This window comes from Halorubrum gandharaense (assembly GCF_054654575.1).
Map to the genome: position 1 here is coordinate 1836226 of NZ_BAAIET010000001.1, position 19589 is coordinate 1855814.

The window sequence follows — 19589 nt, forward strand, 5'->3', positions numbered from 1 at the left end:
CAGCGCATGGGCAATCAGCCCATGATCGTACTTTCCGAGGAGTCGCAGCGGACCTCCGGAGAGGACGCCCAGAACATGAACATCACGGCCGGCAAAGCCGTCGCGGAGTCCGTCCGCACCACGCTCGGCCCGAAAGGCATGGACAAGATGCTCGTCGACTCGGGCGGGTCGGTCGTCGTCACGAACGACGGCGTCACCATCCTCAAGGAGATGGACATCGACCACCCCGCGGCGAACATGATCGTCGAGGTCTCGGAGACCCAGGAGGAGGAGGTCGGTGACGGCACCACCTCCGCGGTCGTCGTCGCCGGCGAGCTCCTCGACCAGGCTGAGGAGCTCCTCGACCAGGACATCCACGCCACCACGCTGGCGCAGGGGTACCGCCAGGCCGCCGAGAAGGCCAAGGAGATCCTCGACGAGGAGGCGATCGACGTCTCCGCCGAGGACCGCGAGACGCTCGTTGAGATCGCCGCGACGGCGATGACCGGCAAGGGCGCGGAGAACGCCAAAGACGAGCTCGCGGAGCTGGTCGTCGACGCCGTACTCGCCGTCGCTGACGAGGACGACATCGACACCGAGAACGTCTCCGTCGAGAAGGTCGTCGGCGGCTCCATCGAGGAGTCCGAGCTCGTCGAGGGCGTCATCGTCGACAAGGAGCGCGTCGACGAGAACATGCCCTACGCCGTCGAGGACGCCGACGTCGCGCTGTACGACGGCGCCATCGAGGTGAAGGAGACGGAGATCGACGCCGAGGTCAACGTCACCGACCCCGACCAGCTCCAGCAGTTCCTCGACCAGGAGGAGAAGCAGCTTCGCGAGATGGTCGACCACCTGACCGACATCGGCGCCGATGTCGTCTTCGTCGGTGACGGCATCGACGACATGGCCCAGCACTACCTCGCGAGCGAGGGTATCCTCGCTGTCCGCCGCACGAAGTCCGGCGACCTCAAGCGTCTCGCCCGCGCGACCGGCGGCCGCGTCGTCTCCAACCTCGACGACATCGAGACGGACGACCTCGGCTTCGCCGGCTCCGTCGGCCAGAAGGACGTTGGCGGCGACGAGCGCATCTTCGTCGAGGACGTCGAGGAGGCCAAGTCCGTCACGCTCATCCTCCGCGGCGGCACCGAGCACGTCGTCGACGAGGTCGAGCGCGCCATCGACGACTCGCTCGGCGTCGTCCGCACGACGCTCCTCGAGGGCAAGGTCCTCCCCGGCGGCGGTGCCCCGGAGACCGAGCTGGCCCTGCAGCTCCGCGACTTCGCCGACTCCGTCGGCGGCCGCGAGCAGCTCGCCGTCGAGGCGTTCGCCGACGCACTTGAGGTCATCCCGCGCACGCTCGCCGAGAACGCGGGTCTCGACCCCATCGACTCGCTGGTCGACCTCCGCTCCCGGCACGACGCCGGCGAGTTCGGTGCCGGTCTCGACGCCTACACGGGCGACGTGATCGACATGGAGGCCGAGGGCGTCGTGGAGCCGCTCCGCGTCAAGACCCAGGCCATCGAGTCCGCCACCGAGGCGGCCGTCATGATCCTCCGCATCGACGACGTCATCGCTGCCGGCGACCTCAAGGGCGGCGGCACCGACGACGGCGGCGACGAGGGCGGTCCCGGCGGCGCGCCCGGCGGCATGGGCGGCGGTATGGGCGGCATGGGCGGCATGGGCGGCGCGATGTGACGACCGGCGACCAACACGTCACACCCACCCACTGACCGCTTCACGCACCGCCTCGCCGACCGACTTTCGACCGACCACCTTCTTTGGGACACAACGCCCGGATAGCGGCCGCGCCGGCGTCGGTCCCGACGACTGCGGCGTGCAGTTGGCGGCGAGAGCGTTGCCCCTGGTTCCCGGGTTCCCGTCGCGTCGGAGCGATCAAAACCGCCTTATGCACCCTCTCCGTAGGCGCTCACATGTATGACCCACTGGCGATCGCGTTCGCGGCGGTCGCGACGCTTTTGGTCGTCTTCGTCGGCTCGCTGAAGGGCACGGGCTGGGAGCCCGCTCCCGACGTCTCCGACGAGATACTGGAGAAGCGTGCGGCGGCCGTTCCCGAGACGGACTTCCCCGAGCCGGGTAACCGGTCCATCGGCGGCGGCGGCGGCGCCATCCCCGCCGGCGGCGAGGGTGAAGAGGGCGAGCTCGAGGAGGGCGGCGCCGGCGGCAGCTCCGGCCCGGGCGACATCCCGGACGACGAGGTCGAGCACTTCGAGATCGAGTTCGCCAAACAGGGCGAGACGGTCGAGCTCGCCAACAACGAGACGATCCTCGAACAGGGCGAGGACGAGGGCTGGGACCTCCCGTACGCCTGCCGGCAGGGACAGTGCGTCTCCTGTGCGGGCCACATCGTCGACGGCCCCTCCGAGGACTTCGTCGAGCACGACAATCAGGAGATGCTCGACGACGCCGAGCTGGAGGACGGCTACACGCTCACCTGCGTGGCGTACCCGCGCGACTCGTTCACCATCGAGACGGGCGAAGCGCCGTAAGCGACCGGCGACCGCAGGCCACTTTTTCACCGTCTCCAACACTACCACCTGACGGAGTTAGTTGGAATCGACCGGTCACGAGTCACCACCGGCGGGGCCTTGGGTGGTTTTATCCCCGTTCGCGCCGGGCGTTCGATAACGACCGACGCTGACGCTCGATCATTCCCCACATCGACCCCATGTTTGCGCTTACTCCATCGACGGTCGCCATGCTCGCCCAGCTTCCGTCGCTGCCGGTCGAGGAGCCAGTCATCGTCTTCGCGCTCGCGCTGACGACGTTCCTCGTGGCGCCGATGCTCATCGAGCGCGCCGGCCTCCCCGGCATCGTCGGCATCGTGCTCGTCGGCGCCGTGCTCGGGCCGAACGGGACGGGGGTCCTCGCCGAGACGGACGCCATCGTCCTGCTCGGCAACGTCGGGCTGGTGTACCTGCTTTTCACCGTCGGGCTGGAGCTCGACCTCCGCGGGTTCCTCGCCGCGCCGGAGAACGCCGCGCTGTTCGGGCTCACGAGCTTCTTCGTCCCGTTCATCATCGGGTCGGTCGCCGGCGTCCACCTGCTCGGGCTCGACTGGTGGCCCTCGTTCCTGTTGGCGGCCGTCTTCTCCTCGCACACCTTGCTCGCGTACCCGGTCGTCAACCGACTCGACGTGACGAAGAACCGGGCGGTGACGGCGGTGTTTGGCGGGATCCTCTTCACCGACACGCTGGCGCTCATCGTGCTCGCGATCACGCTCGGCGCGGTGGAGGGCGATCTCACCGTCTGGCTGTTCGCGGAGGTGTTCGGGGCCATCGCGATCCTGTTCGCCGGCGTCTGGTTCGTGCTCCCGCCGATCGCCCGGTGGTTCTTCCGGAACACGAGCCAGGAGAGCTACTTCGAGTTCCTGCTGGTGGCGGCGGCCATCTTCGGCGCCGCCAGCTTCGCGGAGGTGCTCGGCCTCTCGGACATCCTCGGCGCCTTCGTCGCCGGGATCGCGCTCAACCGGCTGATCTCGCGGGGCGGTACCCTGATGAACCGGGTGGAGTTCGTGGGCAACGCGCTGTTCGTCCCCTTCTTCCTGCTGTACGTCGGGATGCTCGTCGACCCCGGCGTCATCCTCGACGGGCCGCGGACGCTGTACGTCGCCGCGGTCATCATCGGCGTCATGCTCGTCACGAAGGTGCTCGCCGCCGGGCTCGTTACCGCGATACAGGGGTACGACCGCAACGAGTTCGGCGTGATCACGGGGATGTCGGTGGGGCAGGCGGCGGCCGCGCTAGCGATCACGCTCGTCGGCTTCGACGCCGGGCTGTTCGGCGCCGACGTGCTCAACGCGGTCGTGTTGATGATGCTCGTCGCCGCGGTCGTCAGCCCGTGGCTGACGGAGCGGTATGCCACCCGACTGGCGCTCGGCGGCGACGTGGAGCCGGGCGAGGCCGGCGACTTCGACCCGCGGATCCTGCTGCCGCTCTCGCAGGACGCCGAGCGGCAGCGGGATCTGATGGAGCTCGCGCTGGCGCTGAAAGACGAGCTGGCCGAGAGCCCGATCCACCTGCTGACGGTAGTTCAGCCCTCGGGCGACGCCGAGGGCGAGGAGGCCGCCCTCGCCGAGGCGGATGCGGAGCTCTCGGCGGCCGCCGAGGTCGCGGAGGCCGCGGAGGTGCCGGTTCGGACCGAGACGCGGGTGAACCACAGCGTCGCCTCCGGCATCGTCCGCGGCGCGACGGAAACTCGCTCGGACATGGTGCTCATGGGGTGGGACGCCGAGCGCTCGTTCTCGAACCGGGCGTTCGGCAGCATCATCGACCAGGTGGTCGGGCGGACGACGGACCCCGTGTTAGTCTCCCGGCTCGGCCACCCGATCAACACGACCGAGCGGATCTTCGTGGCGCTCCCGTCGGGAATCGACCACCACGAGGGGTTCTACGAGGCGGTCCACGTGATCAAGCGGCTCACCGAGAAGCTCGGCGCCGAGCTCCACGTGTACGTCGTCGGCGACAACCCTCGGCAGTTCGAGCGGCTGTTCGGGATGGTCGAGCCGGAGCTGGAGGGCACCTTCGAGAGCGCCGGCAACTGGACCACGCTGGTCGCCCTCTTGGAGGAGCGAACCGACCAGAACGACCTCGTGATGCCCGTGTCACCCCGGCAGGGGAGCGTCGGCTGGACCGCCGAGCTTGCGGACCTACCGCGCGAGCTGGCCGATCTCCCGCCCCGGTCGTTCATCGTGGTGACGCCCCGGCAGGGAGAACCCGAGTACGCCGCGCGGTTCCTCCGCATCGACTAACTCCGCTCATGACCCGCCCAAATTCCCCATCCGACCGGCACGATTGCTTGGACGACCACCGCGCCATCACCCGGCGTACAGCCGCCCGGCGGCTCGCCGCCGCGGGGAGCGTCGGCGCGCTCGCCGGCGTGGCCGGATGTGCCGGGGATCGCGGCGGTGGCGGAGACGACGGATCGGGAGATAGCGGCGGCGGGCCGGGCGATGGCGGCTCAGACGATCCCTTCGAGCCCCTCGGTCGGCTCCCGCTGGCACACGCCTACGAGGTCGTCGTGAGCGCCGACGGCGCGGTGGGGTACGTCGCCGGCGGCGACCGCTTTTACACTGTCGACCTCACGGACCCGACGGAGCCCGCGGTGCTGGCCGAACGGACGGAGCTCCTCGCGGACCACCCGGACGGCCCGCTGGAGCTGATCTGGGACTGCAAGGTGGACGGCGACGACCTGCTCGTGGTCGGCCCCGCACAGGCGCGGCCGCGGGTGGTCGACGCCGCCCTGCACTACGACGTGTCGGACCCGACCGACCCGGAGCTGCTTGCGGTTCACGAGACGAGCTACCCGATCCACAACTGCGACGTGGCCGACGGCTACGCCTACCTGACCGGGAACACGGAGCCCGGAAATCCGGTGGTGGTCGTCGACCTGGAGGCGGCAGCCGAGGCGTGGGACGGTGGGGGCGGTGGCGACGGCGGGGACGGCGGGGGCGACGGTGGGGATGGGAGCGACGGTGAGGGAGAGGGGACGACCGCCGAGGTCGCCCGGTGGTCCGTCTTTGAGGCGGATCCCGCATGGGAGAACGTGGGCTCCTCCCTCCGGCCGGTCCACGACGTGTGGGTCGAGGACGGCGTCGCCTACGCCGCCTACTGGGACGCCGGCACCCACCTGCTCGACGTGTCGGACCCGACGGGCCCCACCCGGATCGGTGGGGTTGGGCCGTACGAGCCCGACGACCTCGCCGGGCTCACCTCCCGCGAGCGCCAGCGCGAGCGGACGATGCCCCCCGGCAACCACCACTTCGCCCGCCCGAGCGACGACGGCACCCTGCTCGGGGTGAACGCCGAGGCGTGGGCGATGGAGGTCGACGGCGAGCTCGAGGGGTATCCCGGCGGCATCCACCTCTACGATCTCACGGACCCCACCTCGCTCGACCACCTCGCAACGATCGAGGCACCCGAGAGCCCCGACCCGACCTACGAGGGCGTCTGGACCACCTCACACAACTTCGAGATCCGGAACGACCGGCTGTACGCCTCCTGGTACGAGGGCGGCGTGACGCTCCACGACCTGTCGGACCCCGCCGACCCCGTCGAGATCGCCGCCTGGCGCGATCCCGCGAACGCCTCGTTCTGGACCGCCCAGTCCGGCGTCCCCGGCGAGTTCGTCGTCGCGACGAGCACCGACGAGCGCCCCGCCGAGCCCGCCCTCTACACCTTCCCCGACCGCGCGGGCGAGCAGGAGGATCCCCCGCCGCTGGAGGACGCGCTCGACGAGGAAGGGGAGGACGACGGGGAGTGAGCAACCGTGACACAGTTGCTTGCAGTGCCCGCGTCCGGCGGCGAACCACAAGCTTCCAAAGGCTCGGCCGCTAAGGGCGGGGTATGAGCGACGAGAGCCTCGCGGAGCGCGTCGAGAAGTGGATGGTGGGCCAGATGCCGATCATCCAGATGCACGGCGGGACGAGCGTCGTGCGCGAGGCCGACGAGGAGACCGGCGAGGTCGTCGTCGAGCTCGGCGGCACCTGCTCCGGCTGCGGCATCTCGAACGTCACCGCCGACAACATCCGGCGCGACCTGATCATGGACTTCGACGAGGTCACCGATGTCCACGTGAAAGTCCCCTCCTCCGGCGACCAGGGCGCCTCCACCGTCGAGGGCGGGCGCGGCGGCGAGCTCCAACACGAGACCGAATCCGCCGAGCACTTTTAAGCGGTTGGGACAGGGCGTGCGGCGGCGCGCGCCGGCGAACGTGGTGAATGGGACCGCCGGCACTCCAGTCGACCCTTATAAGGAGCCGTGTTACTCCTCTATCATCGCCCAGATTTCGAGCGTTTTAGAATTATACACAACGTAGAAGAAGCCGCTATCAACCGCCGCTTCAGGGATCTCGTCAAGCAGTTCAAGCACATCTTCGAGGTCACGATAATACTCGCTTGCATCCCCCTCCTCTGCCGCCGTATCGACGAGTTCGCGTATGTTGGACTCCGCGGATAATGGCGTTTCCTCGAACTTGACAGGGTCCACGTCGGCAGGTGCACTCGTCGTTTCTATCACGAGATGCCCCGACCGCGTCCCGTCGCTATCCCCTTGGGAGTCGTCTTCGTCATCGTCACTTGGTACAGGATCTTCATCGGAGTTGTACACTGTTTCCTCCTCCGAGCTTGTGCCGTTCGATGACCCGACATCCAGACTGGTACATCCGGAGAGAAGTGAGATAGAGCCACCCGATATCGCGATATACTCCCTTCTTTCCATACCGTATGTCATAGATAGATAAGTGAATAGTTTGTGGTAATATAAAACGCGCTGTGCTGTTGAGAATTGCTACACAACACCGTATAAGCGAGTTGTACGGTTTATGCGGTGAGCACGACGGTAAACACCTCCAAAGCCCCAGCAGGCTCCGGTCGAGGGTCTCTCTGCGCGCTTTTCAGGGCGTCTCTCCGCACAGCCCGACGCCCTGAAAAGCGCTTACGTCGCCCGTCTTCCCGGAGCCTGCTGCCCCTTTGAGTCCCGTCCCGCACCGCAACCGCACCGCACCTCACGCCTCCCCAACCTCGGCAGACGGACGCCGGCGGGAAACCGCTCCGCCGGCGCCCGCTGCCTCCCTCGCGCTCCGGCTCACGCCCGGTGGGCGCTCGCCGGGCGCGCCACCGCCCAGCATGTTCTTTATAAGCGGAAATCTCCCTGTCTCGGCTTCTTATAAGACGCCGTCGAGCCAAGCGCCCCTTTACGAGTCGAACGCTTTCTGTAGCGCCGCCGCAACGCTGCGGGCCTTCTCGGCGACTTCTTCGGACATGTGGCCGGCGGCGACGGAGGCGTCGAGCGCGTCGTCGTCGACGCGCTCCACCGTGCCGTCTGCGTGTTTCACCACGTCAACTTGCAGGTCGACGTAGCGCGCGGCGTCCGGGAAGATCTCCACGGGCGTACAGATGTTGACGTAGGTGCCGCGAACCTCACCGTCCGCGCTCTTGTACGTCGTCGGGTACCACCAGCGCCCCTCCTTCAGGCTGGTGACGGCCACGTCGCCGGCCTCCCGGCGCACGTCGAGCTCGTCGTAGGTGCCGCCGGGCGTCATCTTCCGGCGGAGGGTGATCCCCTCGGCGTCCGCCTCGGTCACCTCGCCCTCGCCGAGCACGATCCGGCGACCGTCCGGCTTCCCGTGTTCGAGCCGCAGCGAGTCGCCGACCTCCGGGCCGAACACCTCCCGCACCGTCTCGAACGGGAAGGGTGCGTCCGGGTCGGGCTCCACCAGCGCCTCCGCGAGGTCGACGCCCGCCGAGGCGGCCTCGGCGCCGGCCTTCGTCCGGTGGTGGCCGGGCATCGTCGTCTCGACCGCCCGCCGGTGGTCGTCGAGGGCAAACCGGCACTCCCGGCCGAACCACACCCACGCACCCCCTGTGGGGGTCGCAACGAGGCCGGGCTCGAAGTCGGGTTGGGGGTCGTCAATGATGCCGGTCTCACCAACGGCGTCCGCGAGGGCCTCCGCGCGCTCGACGGCGCGTTCGAGCCCGGCCTGCAGCTCGTTCATGTCCGCATCGAGCGCGGCCTTGCCCCACACCGTGCGCCAGCCGTCCGGGGCTTCGATGCCGAGCAGGTCGGTCATGCCGGCGAGTTCGCGGGCGGCGGCGTCGTCGCGCGCGTCCACGCGCATTCCGGAGCCGGGTTCGAGCGTGACGAGCCCTCCGCGAGCGCGGAGCGTGGCGTCGAGCTCGGGGCGGTGCGTGCCCCACGGTTCGACCGCCTCGACCACCTGCGCGCGAACCGCATCGCCGGTCTCAACCCGATCCTCGACGTTGCCGTACGGAAGGTACGCCTCCACGGCGCGACCGCCGGCGTCGGTGGTTCCCGTTTCGACGACGGCGCCGCCGCCGAGCGTCTCCGTCACGCGACCCTCGATCACCGCACCCACGGGTGTCGGGTCGTCCCACGCGAAGGCGTCGCTCCCCACGTCCGCGAGCAGCTTGCGGGCGGTCGCCACCGCGTCCGAATTGCCGCTTACCCCCACGCCCTGCCGGTCCGCAGTCGTTCCGACGACAACGTCCGGCGGCGCGTTCGGGAATTCGCCGTCGAACCGCCGACGGATCGGCGGCGACGCGTCGACGACCGTGTGGCCCGCCTCGCGGAACAGTCGGGTGAGCGCGGTGGCGTAGATGCCGCGGATACGGACGTTCATAGCAGACCGGAGTCCGGGTCGGCGTCGCGGACGAACTGCACGCGGTCGTGGACGGTCGCGCCCAGCGAGAGCTCGACTTTCGTCGGCGCCCCGTCGTCGTCGGTCGTCAGCACGCGTCCGTCCTCAACCGGCACGCCCCAGCCATCCAGCGAGAGGTACCCGCGGAGGTCGGCGCCGTGGGTGTAGAGGTCGGCGCTCGCCGTCGGGTGTTCCTGAACGTCGCCGGTGCTGTGGGCCATCTCCATGTCGGAGTAGAACGGTCCGTCGGCCGAAAAGAACGTCTCGATGGTCTCGGCGTCGTCCGCGACGAGGTCTGCGACGCGGTCGGAGACCGCGACGATCGCCTCGGTGTCGAGCCCCGCCTCGCGGAGCGCCTGCTGGGTGCGCCCGTCGAAGTGCATACGCGTCGTTGGGGCGCCGTGGTTTCAAGCCTGCTGGTCGCACGTCAACTGAGGCGCCGTCGGCCACCGGCGGCAAGGACTTTGCATCCCCCACCCGAACCGGTCGATATGTCACAACGGTCGGACCCGATCGAGTCCGCCTCCGACGGCGACCGCGACCTCTACGACGTCGCGACGTGGGAGGAACGCACGTCGCTCGACGGGCTGGCGGTCGCCGTCCACTGGCTGGTCGTTCGCTCCGCGAAGGCGTCGTTGCTGCTCCTCGCGGGACTGATCCTCCTGTCGATCCTCCTCTCGTTTGGGCTCGGGCTCGTGTTCGACCCGGTGGTCGCCGGGCTCGTCGCGCTCTCGGCGATCCCCGCGTTCGGGCTGACCGCGTACGTCTACGTCTCGGATGTCACCACCTCGGAGCCGCTGTCGCTGCTGGTGGCGACGTTTCTGTTGTCGATCCTCACCGCCACGTTCGCCGCGGTGCTCAACAGCTTCTTCCAGCCGTTCTTCTTAGAGGCAGGACTCGGCTACCTCGGGCTCATCCTCTTTTTCTTCCTCATCGTCGGCCCCGTCGAGGAGACGGTGAAGCTGCTCGCCATCCGGCTGTACGCCTACAACGACGACCGGTTCGACGCGGTTATCGACGGCGCCGTCTACGGCGCGATCGCCGGGCTCGGCTTCGCCGTCATCGAGAACCTGATCTACATCGCCCGCAACGTCCAGGGCGAGGAGCTGGTCGTCGGCGCCGCCGCGCTCGGCGCGGGCGACGGCATCGCCGCCATCCGGGCAATGGCGGGGCCGGGCCACGTGATCTACTCCGCGTTCGCCGGCTACTACCTCGGGCTCGCGAAGTTCAATCCCGACAACCGCGGCCCGATCATCGTGAAGGGGCTCATCATCGCCGCCGTCATCCACGCGCTGTACAACAGTCTGGTCGGTCCCGCGAGCGTCGGCATCAGCGAGTTGACGCCGCTCGGGAGCATCGGCGCGCTGTTCGCGTTCGTCCTGCTGTTTCAGGGATTCTTCGGCTACCTGCTTGCGCGGAAGCTGTGGCGCTACCGCGACGTTCACCACGAGGTCCACGCGGAGATCGACGCGGGGGCGTCGCCGGAGCTGGACGAGTTCGAGGAGTAAGGGGACAGCGGTGTAGCGGCGTCGGAGCGTCGGCCGTCACTCCGCCGTTTCGGGGTCGCCGGGCGCGGCGGAGCGGTCGCCGGTGCCGCCGGTGAGCGCGGAGGCGAGCGCGCCCTTCACCACGACCTCGTCGCCGAGATCGGTCAGGCGGATCTCGGGAACGTTGATGAACACCATATCCGCCAGCTTCTCGCGGATCGGCTCCAGCGTGCGGTCGGGGTTGTTGAGCGCGACGGCGCCGCCCACACTCACGACGAGCGGAGCGTATGCGTGGATGACGTTCGCGATTCCCATCGCGTTCCAGTGGGCGAGCTGGTCGACCACGTGGTCGGCAAAGGTGTCCTCGCCGGCGTGCTCGAACACGTCGACCGCGGAGAAGTCCGGGTCCCCGACGGGGAGCGCGGTGTCGATCGGGTCCTCCTCGTGGAGCTCGCGGGCGTACCGCGGGATGTTGTTGCCCGAGCAGTACGCCTCCCAGTGGCCGTCGTGGCCGCAGCCGCAGGTCATGAAGCCGTGGGGGTCAAGCGTCATGTGGCCCACCTCGCCGGCGTTGCCGTCCCAGCCGGAGAGCACGTTGCCGTCGACGGCGACGCCCGCGCCGATCCCCGAGGAGATGGTGAGATACACCATGTCGTCGGGGTTGCGCTCGGCGTGGAACCGCTCGCCGATGACGCCGGCGTTGGTGTCGTTGTGGAGGTACACCTCGTCGGTGCCGAGCAGTTCGCCGACGGGACCAGTAAGGGGGATCCGCTCGATCGCGTCCGGAAGGTTGGCGGGGTTCTCGACGGCACCGGCCGCGAGATCGAGCGGGCCGATCGAGCCGATGCCGGCGGCGACGACCTCCCGCGGGTCGATGCCGGCCTCCTCGCAGGCGCCACGGAGGACGCCGAGGACCGCTTCCGTCACGGCGATGCCGTTCGGCCCGCGGGGGGTGCCGCGGGCGTCGGAGCCGAGCACGGTCGCGGACTCGTCGCCCACGACCGCACGGACGTTGGTCGCGCCGAGGTCGACGCCGGCGTAGTACATCGACTGTATGCGGGGCCGCACCTCACTTAAGCGGGACGCTTCGGGGGACGCGAACCCCGGCTACTTCGTTCCTTCACGCACGAAGGTGACCGGACACGGAGCCGACAGCATCACCTCCTGAGCGACGCTGCCGAAGACGGCCTTGCCGGTCGGCGAGCGGCTCCGGCCGCCGACGAGCACGCGGTCGGCGTCGGCGCGCTCCGCGACCTCGACGATCTCCGTCCCACGGTCCCCGACCGCGCCGCGGATCTCGTGGTCCACGTCGGCGTTCGTCAGCGTCTTCGAGACGCTTCGCGTTGTCGTGTGCCGCTTGGCGACGGCGCCCGGCGCCGCCTCCTCGCTGTCGACGTCCACGTCGAGTTTCGTGCGGATGTCGTCGAACTCGTCGTCAGCGAAGACGTGCGCCAACACCACGTCCGCGCCCGTGGGAACCGCCACGTCGATCGTCTCCTCCGTCAGCCTATCCACCCGCTTCTCGTCGGCCGTCCCGACCGCCAGGACGATCGTGTCGATGCTCATACCTCCCGTTCACGGCGGCGTCTGATAAATCCACCGGCTATTTACTCATAATCGAATGAATTTTCAGCCAGAGATCGACGCTATCGGTTTCGCTCGCCGCGCTCCAGCGCGCGGACGAGCTCGACGAGGTTGTCGACGGCCTCGTCGGCGAGTGTGGCACCCTTCTCCCGAGTCGCGCTCGTCGGGTCCCCGAGATTCCCCGTGTGGGTTAGCGCGGCCATGTCGTCGGCCGACAGCGCCCAGCCCACGGAGTTGTCGCCGAGCGCGTCGTAGTCGGTGAGCGGGAGCGACTCCGCCGGCGGTTCGACCGCCTCCGCCTCGTCCATGCGAACGAGGTCCGGGAACAGCTCCAGCATCAGGCTGGTCTCGAACTCCGAGGCGTGGAAGGTGACCGCCGAGTCGCGGACGCGCGCCGCCGCGTCGAGGTCTCCGCGGTCGCTGCCTCCACGTCCCGCCACGTCATCTCCTCGAGCCGGTAGGCGTCGAGCCCGCCGTCGGACGCGCCGAGTGGGTCGGTCATAGCCGACGCTTCACACGGAGCCGCTTAAAAGGCGGCGAGCGGTGTCGGCGTGGACGACGGCGAGGTGGGTGGTGGCGGGGCGTGCTGTGGCTGTAGTGGGGCGGAGCGGTGGCTGTGGCGGGGCGGAGCGGTGGCTGGGCGGAGCGGTGGTTGCGGTGCTGTGGCGGTGGCGGTCCGTTTGAGTACCGCGGGCGAGTCGCGGGCGCCTTCGGCGCCCGCCGGCGAGCGCGCGGCTCTTTTTTGGTGGAGATTTTTGGCCGGGGGTTGAGCGGAACCGGCTCCGCCGGTTCCGCGAACCCCCCGGTGAAAAAGGTCCTTCTTTAGTAGTCGGGCGCTTCGTCCTCGACTTCGCGTTTCAGCGACTCACGGCGGGATTTGGCGTCACGGCCGGTCGCCTCCAGCAGGAACTCGTTTTTCGCGTCGACGGCGTCCGCCGCGGCGTCGGCGTTCCCCTCGGCGATCACGTCCTCGGCGGGACGCTCCTCGAAGTGGACGGCGAGTTTGTCCTTCTTGCTGCCGTACTCGGCTTTGCCGGCGACGATGCGCTCGAAAACGGGATTGTCGGGGTCCTCGACGACGTACAGCTCGTGGCCGTCGTACTCCTCCGTGCCCGAGACCTCGCCGAAGTACTCCTCGATGGAGCCTTTCAGGTCGGGCATGCGGTCGTCCAGATGCTCGCCGCGACGCATCTTGTACTGCTTCATGCCGCGACCGTTCGATAGGGGACGGTAAACCAGTTTCGTCCCGCGGAAGCGACGGATAAAGGAGCGAGAAGGGCACCCGTCACCCGGGACGGTCACCGGAACACTCGCCGGCGTCCACCCGCGCCCTACAGCGACCGTTCGGTGACGTAGCCGCGCTTGCACTCGGGGCAGATGTCGCCCGCCCGCATCGACGTGGCGTCGGCGTCGCGGGTCATCCCACACTCCGGACAGTGGTACTCCGTTTCCGTCTTCCCCATCGACGTGGTGAGCTCCGGGCTCTCGGAGCGGGTGATTCCCGATCCAACATCGGCGTCCGCGTCCGTGGACTCCCCCGTTCCGGGCTCCGAGGCCGCAGTCGACCCGCTCTCGGCGTCGCCAGTTCGCGGCTCGGATTTCGCCGGCGCCTCCAGCACCTCCGCATCCTCGTCGGTCGGATCATCGGCGGGCTGATCGGCGGACTCCGGCGTGAGCCCGCCGCCGAAGCTGACGCCCGCGTCGCTCGCCGTCCCCGCCGAGTCCGTCTCCGCCGAGAACCCCTCGTCCTCGTCACCGTGTTCGGGCCACGGCGTCGACTCGCCTTCGGGCGCCTCGTCGCCCTCGACCTCCGGCCAAGCACCGCGTTGGCGGTCGTCATCGTCGGTCACCTCCGACCCGTCCTCGTCGAGGATGACGCCGTCGTCCTCCGCTGCATCGGCCACGCCCTCGTCGGGTTCCGTGAAGCCGGCCGCCGGCTCGTCACCTGCGGCGTCCGCCGTGCCCGTAGCGGCCTCCTCGGGCGACGCCAAGTCGTCCGCACCGACCAGCGTCTCGTCGTCGGTCTCGGTGCTCGTATCACCGCCACCGAGTAGCTCGACGCCCTCGTCATCCGAGATGTCCTCCGAGGTCTCTGTCGCCTCCGCGGGCTCGTCGGACATCTCCGCCGACTCCCGTTCGGCCGTCGGCTCGGTCTCATCCGGACCCTCATCGAGGAGTTCGGCATCGACATCAGCGCCCCCCTCGTCGACCGCCTCTGCCGTTTCGGCGTCGACGATGGTGGCGTCGTCGGACGCCGTACTTCCGGTTGGCTGCGTGAGGCCGGCCGCACCCATGTCATCCGCGGCGCTCGCCGACGACTCGTCCGATTCCGCACCGCGGTCGACGGCGTCCGCGCGCACCTCGGCTTCGGCCTCCGCCTGCGCGTCGGCGACCGCCGCCTCGTCGGCCAGCTGTTCGATCGTCGTGACCTCCTTGTTCTCGCTGACGACCTGCTTTTCGCCGCATCGGGTGCAGGTCTTCACCTCACGGACGGTGATCACGACCTCATCCCCGTTCTCTTCCCGCTCACGCTCGAGTTCCGGCTCGTCGAAATCGTGCCCGAGCAGACACCTGAGTCCCATTACCCTCTCTTCCGGCGTCCGAACGTAAAAAACGCCCCGTCGGCGTCCGACGCCCGGCATACTCCCGTCAGCCCGACGACGCTGCCGCTGACCGACGGTTTATGATGATTGTCACCGTATAGCAGAGTATGCCGACGGTGTACTATCGCGGCGAGGAGGTCGAGTGTGAAACCGGCGCCGTGCTCCGAGACGTGTTACGCGACACCGGGCTCTCCGTGTACAACGGAAAGGCGGAGCAGTTCAACTGCCGCGGGATGGGAAGCTGTGGCACCTGTGCGGTGAAGATCGACGGCGAGGTGAGTGAGCCGAGCCGGAAGGAGAAGGCCCGACTCTGGTTCCCACCACACCACCCGACCCACGACGTGCGCCTCGCGTGTCAGACCCGCGTCGAGGGCGACGTTCACGTCGAGAAAGGCCGCGGGCTCTGGGGACAACACATGTGACCGGCACTGAAGCGACAGCAGCGTCGCTCAGCGGTTGGATAACGCCCCGCGACGGGTGACCCCGGAGCGGAGAAAAACGCGTTCGTTAGAGAACCGAGTTACTGGCGGACGACGTTCGCCGCGCGCGGGCCCTTCGGAGAGGACTCGATTTCGAATTCAATCTGTTCGCCTTCCTCGAGGTCCGGACCGCCGACGTCTTCCATGTGGAAGAACACGTCCTCGTCCGCATCGTCCGTCGAGATGAAACCGTAGCCGCCAGTGTCGTTGAAGAAGTCAACTTCGCCTTCTGCCATTGCATATAGACACAGGGGAGTTTCGGGCATAAAGATTGCGAGTGTACGAATGACATGGCTTAATTCGGACATCCGTTTTTGAAACACAGTCCGTTCGTGACATTCTCGAAGGTGTCCTCCTCCATTCGGGGGGTCGACGACCGACTTGTAGGGGTCTCGAGGGATAGCTGCTTATCTCTCGATTCTCAGACGTCCGCTCGAGACGCTCAAAAATCGTGGCTTCGCGCCGAGAGGAACCACGCGCCGACGATGAGGAAGACGCCGATCGCCCACAGCACCACCGCGAACGGCGGCTGAAGGACGAACAGCGGGACGCCGGCAACGAGCGCGACGAGACCGGCTTTTCGGGCGGTTCGTTTCGGGTCGTTTCCGCACTCCCCGCAGCCGCGCGACTCGTCGAGCGGCGCGCCGCAATCGGCACACGTGGCGTTCATGCCACCTCATAATCGGTCATCACGGATTAACGGTGCGGGTTGAGAAGCATCGACACGCTTCGCGGCACCGGTGAGCACGCCGGCGCGTACCTAAAACGCAGCGCTCGCCGAACACACACCGTTCTCACCCGAACCCGCGTTGTGCGTTCCCGTAAGTCGAAACCAGCCCCAAACGATAGGAAGGGGGAATGCGAATCGAAGTATCATGCTTCCACACTCGCCGTCGCGTTCGCCGCGCTCGACGCGAGCGCCGCGCGATCGGAGTGCACCGCGGGGGTGGCCGGCGTGACACTCGCCGGTGCCGCGCTCGCGCTCGTCGACCCCGAGCTCGCGAGCCGTGCGCAGTTCGGCTGGTCGATCTCCGTCCACATCGTGTTCGCGTCGCTGTCCGTCGGGCTCGCGCCGTTCATCGCGTACTTCACCTACAAGGAGATCAGCACCGGCGAGGAGCGATTCACCCGACTGCGGGCGTTCTGGACGAAGGTGTTCGCGCTCGGATTCGTGCTCGGGACGGTGACCGGCATCCCCCTGAGCTTCCAGTTCGGCACCAACTTCGCCGCCTTCTCCGAGTTCAGCGGCCAGTTGATCGGCGGCCCGCTGGCGTTCGAGACGTTCATGGCGTTCTTCCTGGAGGCCATCTTCCTCGGCGTGCTCCTGTTCGGGCGGGAGCGCGTCAGCGACCGCGCGTACCTCGGCTCGTCGATCCTCGTCGCGCTCGGCGCGTGGCTCTCGGCGTTCTGGATCATCGTCGTCAACGCCTGGATGCAGACGCCACAGGGGTACGAGCTGGTCGAGAAGGGTGGCATGACGGTCGTGGAGATGACCGACCCCATGACCGCCTTCTTCACCCCCCGGCTGGCGTGGATGTACGTCCACATGACCAACGCCGCGCTGCTGTCCGTCTCGCTGCTCATCGCCGGCGTCGCCGCCTACTTCGTGTGGGCCAGCGAGGACAGCGCGCCGTGGAAACACGCCCTGCGCGTCTCGGTCGTCGTGCTCGCGGTCACGTCGGTGTTTCAGGTGATCCACGGCGACATGTACACTCGCCACATCGTCGACACCCAGCCGATGAAGTTCGCCGCCATGGAGGCCGCCTACCAGACCCAGCAGGGCGCTCCGCTCCACCTCGTCGCGTTCCCGCGAAACCTCCAGGACGTATTCGACCCGCGTGCCGAGGAACTCTGGTCGATCAGCATCCCGTACATGGCCTCGATGCTCGCCTCGATGGGTGATCCGGAAGCGGTCGTTCACGGGTTAGAGGAGTTCGACATCGAGTCGCCGCCGGTCGCCGTCGTCTTCTGGTCGTTCCGCACCATGGTGACGCTCGGCTTCTGGTTCATCGCGCTCGGCCTCTGGGGCGTCTACCGCTACCGCCGGGACACGCTCGTCGATCGGGGTTGGCACCTGAAGCTGCTGATGGCGTCCGCGCCGCTCGGCTTCGTCGGCGTCGTCTTCGGCTGGTACGTCGCCGAGATCGGGCGTCAGCCGTGGACGGTCCAGGACCTCCAGCTCACGAGCGATGCCGTCTCGCCCGCACTCACCGGCACCGAGGCCGCGCTCTCGCTGTCGGCGTTCGTCGTGCTGTATCTCGTCATGATCGCCGGCTTCCTCGCCGGCGTGAAGTGGCTGCTGGAGGACGAACTCGACCGCGTCACCGCGGGCTCCCCGGAAAGTCTCGCGGAGCCGGTCGCCGACGCCGACACTGTTAGCAGCACCACCGACAACGGGGGTGACGACGCGTGATCCCCGTCGACAACTACCTGATCGGGGCGCTCCCCGAACTCTGGTTCGCGGCGCTGCTGTTCGCGTTCGGGATGTACGTCCTCCTCGACGGGTTCGACTTCGGGATCGGCATGCTGTACGGCGTCGAATCCGGGACCACCCGCGAGGTGCTGTTCGCCGTCTACGAGCCGGTGTGGAAGGCCAACGAGGTGTGGATCGTCGCGTTCGGCACCCTGCTCGTGGCGGTGTTCCCCGCCACCTACGCCGCGCTGCTCAGCGGCCACTACCTGCTCGTCTTCGGCTTCATCTTCGCCATCTTCGCCCGCGGGCTCGCCACCAAGTTCCGCGACCTCAACGACGACGCCGACTGGCAGCGCGCCTGCAACCGGGCGTACGTCGGGGGGAGCGCGATCGCGCCGTTCTGTCTCGGCACGCTCGCCGGCGGGTGGGTGTTCGGTACCGGCACGCTGGGCGCCGCCAGCCTCGCGACCGGGGTCGTCGTCGTCACGCTGTCGCTGCTCGCCGGCGCCGCGTACGCCGCGATGAAGACCCGCGACGCACACCGCGAGACGCTGCTCGGCTACGCCCGTCCCACGACAGCCGGTCACCTCGGCGCGCTCGGCGTCCTCGTCGCCGCGCTGCTCGCGACGAACCCCGTCGGCGCCGGCGCGGAACTCCTCGGGATTCCCGCGCTCCCGCTGGCCGTGCTCGCCGTTGGGTTCCCCGTCGCCGGGCTCGTGTTTGCCGAGCGGGGGCGTGCCCGCGAGTGGGCCGGCTGCGTCGCGGGCGGCGGCCTCTCCATCGTCGTGCTGCTGGCGAGCCTGCTGTACCCGTACGCGTACCCCGCGACCGGCACGACGATTCGCGAGGCGGTCGTCGCCCCGGTCTCGCTGAACCTGCTCACGCTGATAGGCGGGCCGTTCCTGCTGATCGTCTGCGGCTACTTCGTCTACCTCTACGGCGTCTTCGCCGGCCCCGTCGACGAGGACGTGGAGTACGGCTACTGAGCCGACTGCGCGTCCCGCCTTTTAAGACAGGATCACCGTCCCGCACCGAACCGTCCCAGCACCCGCGCCGCGGCGGCGTCGACGACCGCGAACGCGACCGCGAGCGCGCCGAGCGTGACCGCGTCGAGCCCCAGTCCGAGCCCGGGCGTCGCCTCGACGGCCGCAACCAGCCCGATCGCGCCCATCCCGACGCCGAATCCGGGCGCTCCGCGCCGGAAGAGGACCGCGAGCGCGCCCGCGACCAGCACGACCGCGGCCGCCGCGGCGTACGGAAGGAGGAGACCGGCGCCGATCAGCAACAGCCCGCCCACCCCGCTCCCGAGCGCGCCGGCGCGGAAGCGGTCGACGCCGGCGGGGCGATCGGCGTCGTCGGGGTCGTCGTCAGTAATGCCGGAGCCGGCGGCGTTGGCGGCCTCAGCAGCGTCGGCGGAACCGGATCCGGAGCCCGCGGGCGTCTCACTCATGCGCAGCGATTGACGCCGGCATTTAAAAGGGGTTGTGGAGGGGAGAGTCCGCACACACCGTAGCTATTTGACACACCAGTACCAACGGTCACCCGTCATGAGCCTCAAACACGACTTCGTCAACGGCCTGATCTCGCTCGTCATCGGCGTCGCGCTCACGAAACTCAGCGCCGGCGACGACGGCCCGTACGACCTCTCGGACGTGCTATTGTCGGTCGCCGTCGCCTCGTTCCTCTCGGGATTCTTCACGAGCTACTTCGTGAAAGGGAAGTAGAAGTTTAAAAAGGATGCCGGCGGTCGGCGCAGAACCATGCCGCCTCCCGGATTTGAACCGAAATCAGACGTGCTCACTTCGCTGCGCGCGACTGATAGGGTTCAAATCCGCTCGCCGTCGTTTCTTCGACGGACCGCTCGCTACGC

21 protein-coding genes are annotated in these 19589 nt (G+C 68.4%); 10 read left to right on the forward strand and 11 right to left on the reverse strand.

What is annotated here, in order from left to right; genetic code table 11:
* Positions 1–21 precede the first annotated feature (21 nt).
* From thsA to ACYQ07_RS08825, 5 genes are all read left to right on the forward strand, one after another.
* Positions 22–1674, forward strand: coding sequence for a thermosome subunit alpha (thsA, locus tag ACYQ07_RS08805; protein WP_459880045.1), 1653 nt, complete (start codon positions 22–24; stop codon positions 1672–1674).
* Positions 1675–1910: 236 nt separating this feature from the next.
* Positions 1911–2486 carry a 2Fe-2S iron-sulfur cluster-binding protein gene (locus ACYQ07_RS08810; RefSeq protein WP_459880048.1) on the forward strand — a complete coding sequence of 192 codons (576 nt, stop codon included), beginning with the start codon at positions 1911–1913 and terminating at the stop codon, positions 2484–2486.
* A 209-nt stretch (positions 2487–2695) separates the two neighbouring features.
* Complete coding sequence (locus ACYQ07_RS08815) at positions 2696–4747, forward strand: cation:proton antiporter domain-containing protein (protein ID WP_459880051.1); 2052 nt, start codon at positions 2696–2698, stop codon at positions 4745–4747.
* Positions 4748–4794: 47 nt separating this feature from the next.
* On the forward strand, positions 4795–6258 hold the full coding sequence (locus tag ACYQ07_RS08820) for an LVIVD repeat-containing protein (protein WP_459880054.1): 1464 nt from the start codon (positions 4795–4797) through the stop codon (positions 6256–6258).
* An 83-nt stretch (positions 6259–6341) separates the two neighbouring features.
* The gene (locus ACYQ07_RS08825) at positions 6342–6668 is read left to right on the forward strand and encodes a NifU family protein (RefSeq protein ID WP_459880056.1); all 327 of its coding nucleotides are present in this window, start codon (positions 6342–6344) and stop codon (positions 6666–6668) included.
* Positions 6669–6758: 90 nt separating this feature from the next.
* On the opposite strand, the gene ACYQ07_RS08830 is transcribed toward ACYQ07_RS08825, so the two are convergent.
* The 3 genes from ACYQ07_RS08830 to ACYQ07_RS08840 all read right to left on the reverse strand — a co-directional run bounded on the left by ACYQ07_RS08830 (position 6759) and on the right by ACYQ07_RS08840 (position 9536).
* Positions 6759–7214: a hypothetical protein gene (locus ACYQ07_RS08830; protein ID WP_459880059.1), complete on the reverse strand. Its 456-nt coding sequence runs from the start codon at positions 7212–7214 to the stop codon at positions 6759–6761.
* 475 nt (positions 7215–7689) lie between these two features.
* Positions 7690–9135: a ribonuclease FAU-1 family protein gene (locus tag ACYQ07_RS08835; protein WP_459880062.1), complete on the reverse strand. Its 1446-nt coding sequence runs from the start codon at positions 9133–9135 to the stop codon at positions 7690–7692.
* Positions 9132–9536, reverse strand: coding sequence for a DUF7532 family protein (locus ACYQ07_RS08840; protein WP_459880065.1), 405 nt, complete (start codon positions 9534–9536; stop codon positions 9132–9134). The genes ACYQ07_RS08835 and ACYQ07_RS08840 overlap by 4 nt, the downstream gene beginning before the upstream one ends.
* A gap of 108 nt (positions 9537–9644) precedes the next feature.
* Between ACYQ07_RS08840 and ACYQ07_RS08845 the strand changes: the two genes are divergently transcribed.
* Positions 9645–10661: a PrsW family intramembrane metalloprotease gene (locus tag ACYQ07_RS08845; RefSeq protein WP_459880068.1), complete on the forward strand. Its 1017-nt coding sequence runs from the start codon at positions 9645–9647 to the stop codon at positions 10659–10661.
* A gap of 36 nt (positions 10662–10697) precedes the next feature.
* Here the strand turns inward: ACYQ07_RS08845 and ACYQ07_RS08850 are convergent, their stop codons facing one another.
* From ACYQ07_RS08850 to ACYQ07_RS08870, 5 genes are all read right to left on the reverse strand, one after another.
* On the reverse strand, positions 10698–11687 hold the full coding sequence (locus tag ACYQ07_RS08850; RefSeq protein WP_459880071.1) for an ROK family protein: 990 nt from the start codon (positions 11685–11687) through the stop codon (positions 10698–10700).
* Positions 11688–11747: 60 nt separating this feature from the next.
* The gene (locus ACYQ07_RS08855) at positions 11748–12206 is read right to left on the reverse strand and encodes a universal stress protein (RefSeq protein WP_459880074.1); all 459 of its coding nucleotides are present in this window, start codon (positions 12204–12206) and stop codon (positions 11748–11750) included.
* Between the two features lie 80 nt (positions 12207–12286).
* The gene (locus ACYQ07_RS08860; RefSeq protein ID WP_459880077.1) at positions 12287–12664 is read right to left on the reverse strand and encodes a creatininase family protein; all 378 of its coding nucleotides are present in this window, start codon (positions 12662–12664) and stop codon (positions 12287–12289) included.
* 382 nt (positions 12665–13046) lie between these two features.
* The gene (locus tag ACYQ07_RS08865; RefSeq protein WP_459880080.1) at positions 13047–13430 is read right to left on the reverse strand and encodes a DUF5611 family protein; all 384 of its coding nucleotides are present in this window, start codon (positions 13428–13430) and stop codon (positions 13047–13049) included.
* Between the two features lie 125 nt (positions 13431–13555).
* Positions 13556–14806 carry a DUF7093 family protein gene (locus tag ACYQ07_RS08870; RefSeq protein WP_459880083.1) on the reverse strand — a complete coding sequence of 417 codons (1251 nt, stop codon included), beginning with the start codon at positions 14804–14806 and terminating at the stop codon, positions 13556–13558.
* A 128-nt stretch (positions 14807–14934) separates the two neighbouring features.
* Between ACYQ07_RS08870 and ACYQ07_RS08875 the strand changes: the two genes are divergently transcribed.
* A complete protein-coding gene (locus ACYQ07_RS08875) occupies positions 14935–15249 on the forward strand; it encodes a 2Fe-2S iron-sulfur cluster-binding protein (RefSeq protein ID WP_459880086.1) in 315 nt (104 codons plus the stop codon).
* A gap of 98 nt (positions 15250–15347) precedes the next feature.
* On the opposite strand, the gene ACYQ07_RS08880 is transcribed toward ACYQ07_RS08875, so the two are convergent.
* The gene (locus ACYQ07_RS08880) at positions 15348–15542 is read right to left on the reverse strand and encodes a cold-shock protein (RefSeq protein WP_459880088.1); all 195 of its coding nucleotides are present in this window, start codon (positions 15540–15542) and stop codon (positions 15348–15350) included.
* 206 nt (positions 15543–15748) lie between these two features.
* Positions 15749–15976: a hypothetical protein gene (locus ACYQ07_RS08885; protein WP_459880091.1), complete on the reverse strand. Its 228-nt coding sequence runs from the start codon at positions 15974–15976 to the stop codon at positions 15749–15751.
* Between the two features lie 285 nt (positions 15977–16261).
* Between ACYQ07_RS08885 and ACYQ07_RS08890 the strand changes: the two genes are divergently transcribed.
* Together ACYQ07_RS08890 and ACYQ07_RS08895 are read left to right on the forward strand one after the other, a co-directional pair.
* Entirely contained in the window at positions 16262–17719 is a 1458-nt protein-coding gene (locus ACYQ07_RS08890; RefSeq protein ID WP_459880094.1) for a cytochrome ubiquinol oxidase subunit I, read from the forward strand.
* The gene (locus ACYQ07_RS08895; RefSeq protein WP_459880097.1) at positions 17716–18705 is read left to right on the forward strand and encodes a cytochrome d ubiquinol oxidase subunit II; all 990 of its coding nucleotides are present in this window, start codon (positions 17716–17718) and stop codon (positions 18703–18705) included. The genes ACYQ07_RS08890 and ACYQ07_RS08895 overlap by 4 nt, the downstream gene beginning before the upstream one ends.
* Positions 18706–18737: 32 nt before the next feature.
* On the opposite strand, the gene ACYQ07_RS08900 is transcribed toward ACYQ07_RS08895, so the two are convergent.
* Positions 18738–19169 (reverse strand): hypothetical protein, encoded by a 432-nt coding sequence (locus ACYQ07_RS08900; RefSeq protein WP_459880100.1) that lies wholly within the window; start codon positions 19167–19169, stop codon positions 18738–18740.
* A 97-nt stretch (positions 19170–19266) separates the two neighbouring features.
* Here ACYQ07_RS08900 and ACYQ07_RS08905 point away from each other — a divergent pair, with 97 nt between their 5' ends.
* Positions 19267–19443 carry a hypothetical protein gene (locus tag ACYQ07_RS08905; RefSeq protein WP_459880103.1) on the forward strand — a complete coding sequence of 59 codons (177 nt, stop codon included), beginning with the start codon at positions 19267–19269 and terminating at the stop codon, positions 19441–19443.
* Positions 19444–19589: the final 146 nt, after the last annotated feature.

What these genes read in the sequence shown, in the direction of transcription:
- thsA (WP_459880045.1), top strand. Translation starts at nt 22, where the DNA reads ATGATCGTACTTTCCGAGGAGTCGCAGCGGACCTCCGGAGAGGACGCC.
- ACYQ07_RS08810 (WP_459880048.1), top strand. Translation starts at nt 1,911, where the DNA reads ATGTATGACCCACTGGCGATCGCGTTCGCGGCGGTCGCGACGCTTTTG.
- ACYQ07_RS08815 (WP_459880051.1), top strand. Translation starts at nt 2,696, where the DNA reads ATGCTCGCCCAGCTTCCGTCGCTGCCGGTCGAGGAGCCAGTCATCGTC.
- ACYQ07_RS08825 (WP_459880056.1), top strand. Translation starts at nt 6,342, where the DNA reads ATGAGCGACGAGAGCCTCGCGGAGCGCGTCGAGAAGTGGATGGTGGGC.
- ACYQ07_RS08830 (WP_459880059.1), bottom strand. Translation starts at nt 7,214, where the DNA reads ATGGAAAGAAGGGAGTATATCGCGATATCGGGTGGCTCTATCTCACTT.
- ACYQ07_RS08835 (WP_459880062.1), bottom strand. Translation starts at nt 9,135, where the DNA reads ATGAACGTCCGTATCCGCGGCATCTACGCCACCGCGCTCACCCGACTG.
- ACYQ07_RS08840 (WP_459880065.1), bottom strand. Translation starts at nt 9,536, where the DNA reads ATGCACTTCGACGGGCGCACCCAGCAGGCGCTCCGCGAGGCGGGGCTC.
- ACYQ07_RS08845 (WP_459880068.1), top strand. Translation starts at nt 9,645, where the DNA reads ATGTCACAACGGTCGGACCCGATCGAGTCCGCCTCCGACGGCGACCGC.
- ACYQ07_RS08850 (WP_459880071.1), bottom strand. Translation starts at nt 11,687, where the DNA reads ATGTACTACGCCGGCGTCGACCTCGGCGCGACCAACGTCCGTGCGGTC.
- ACYQ07_RS08855 (WP_459880074.1), bottom strand. Translation starts at nt 12,206, where the DNA reads ATGAGCATCGACACGATCGTCCTGGCGGTCGGGACGGCCGACGAGAAG.
- ACYQ07_RS08865 (WP_459880080.1), bottom strand. Translation starts at nt 13,430, where the DNA reads ATGAAGCAGTACAAGATGCGTCGCGGCGAGCATCTGGACGACCGCATG.
- ACYQ07_RS08870 (WP_459880083.1), bottom strand. Translation starts at nt 14,806, where the DNA reads ATGGGACTCAGGTGTCTGCTCGGGCACGATTTCGACGAGCCGGAACTC.
- ACYQ07_RS08875 (WP_459880086.1), top strand. Translation starts at nt 14,935, where the DNA reads ATGCCGACGGTGTACTATCGCGGCGAGGAGGTCGAGTGTGAAACCGGC.
- ACYQ07_RS08880 (WP_459880088.1), bottom strand. Translation starts at nt 15,542, where the DNA reads ATGGCAGAAGGCGAAGTTGACTTCTTCAACGACACTGGCGGCTACGGT.
- ACYQ07_RS08885 (WP_459880091.1), bottom strand. Translation starts at nt 15,976, where the DNA reads ATGAACGCCACGTGTGCCGATTGCGGCGCGCCGCTCGACGAGTCGCGC.
- ACYQ07_RS08900 (WP_459880100.1), bottom strand. Translation starts at nt 19,169, where the DNA reads ATGAGTGAGACGCCCGCGGGCTCCGGATCCGGTTCCGCCGACGCTGCT.
- ACYQ07_RS08905 (WP_459880103.1), top strand. Translation starts at nt 19,267, where the DNA reads ATGAGCCTCAAACACGACTTCGTCAACGGCCTGATCTCGCTCGTCATC.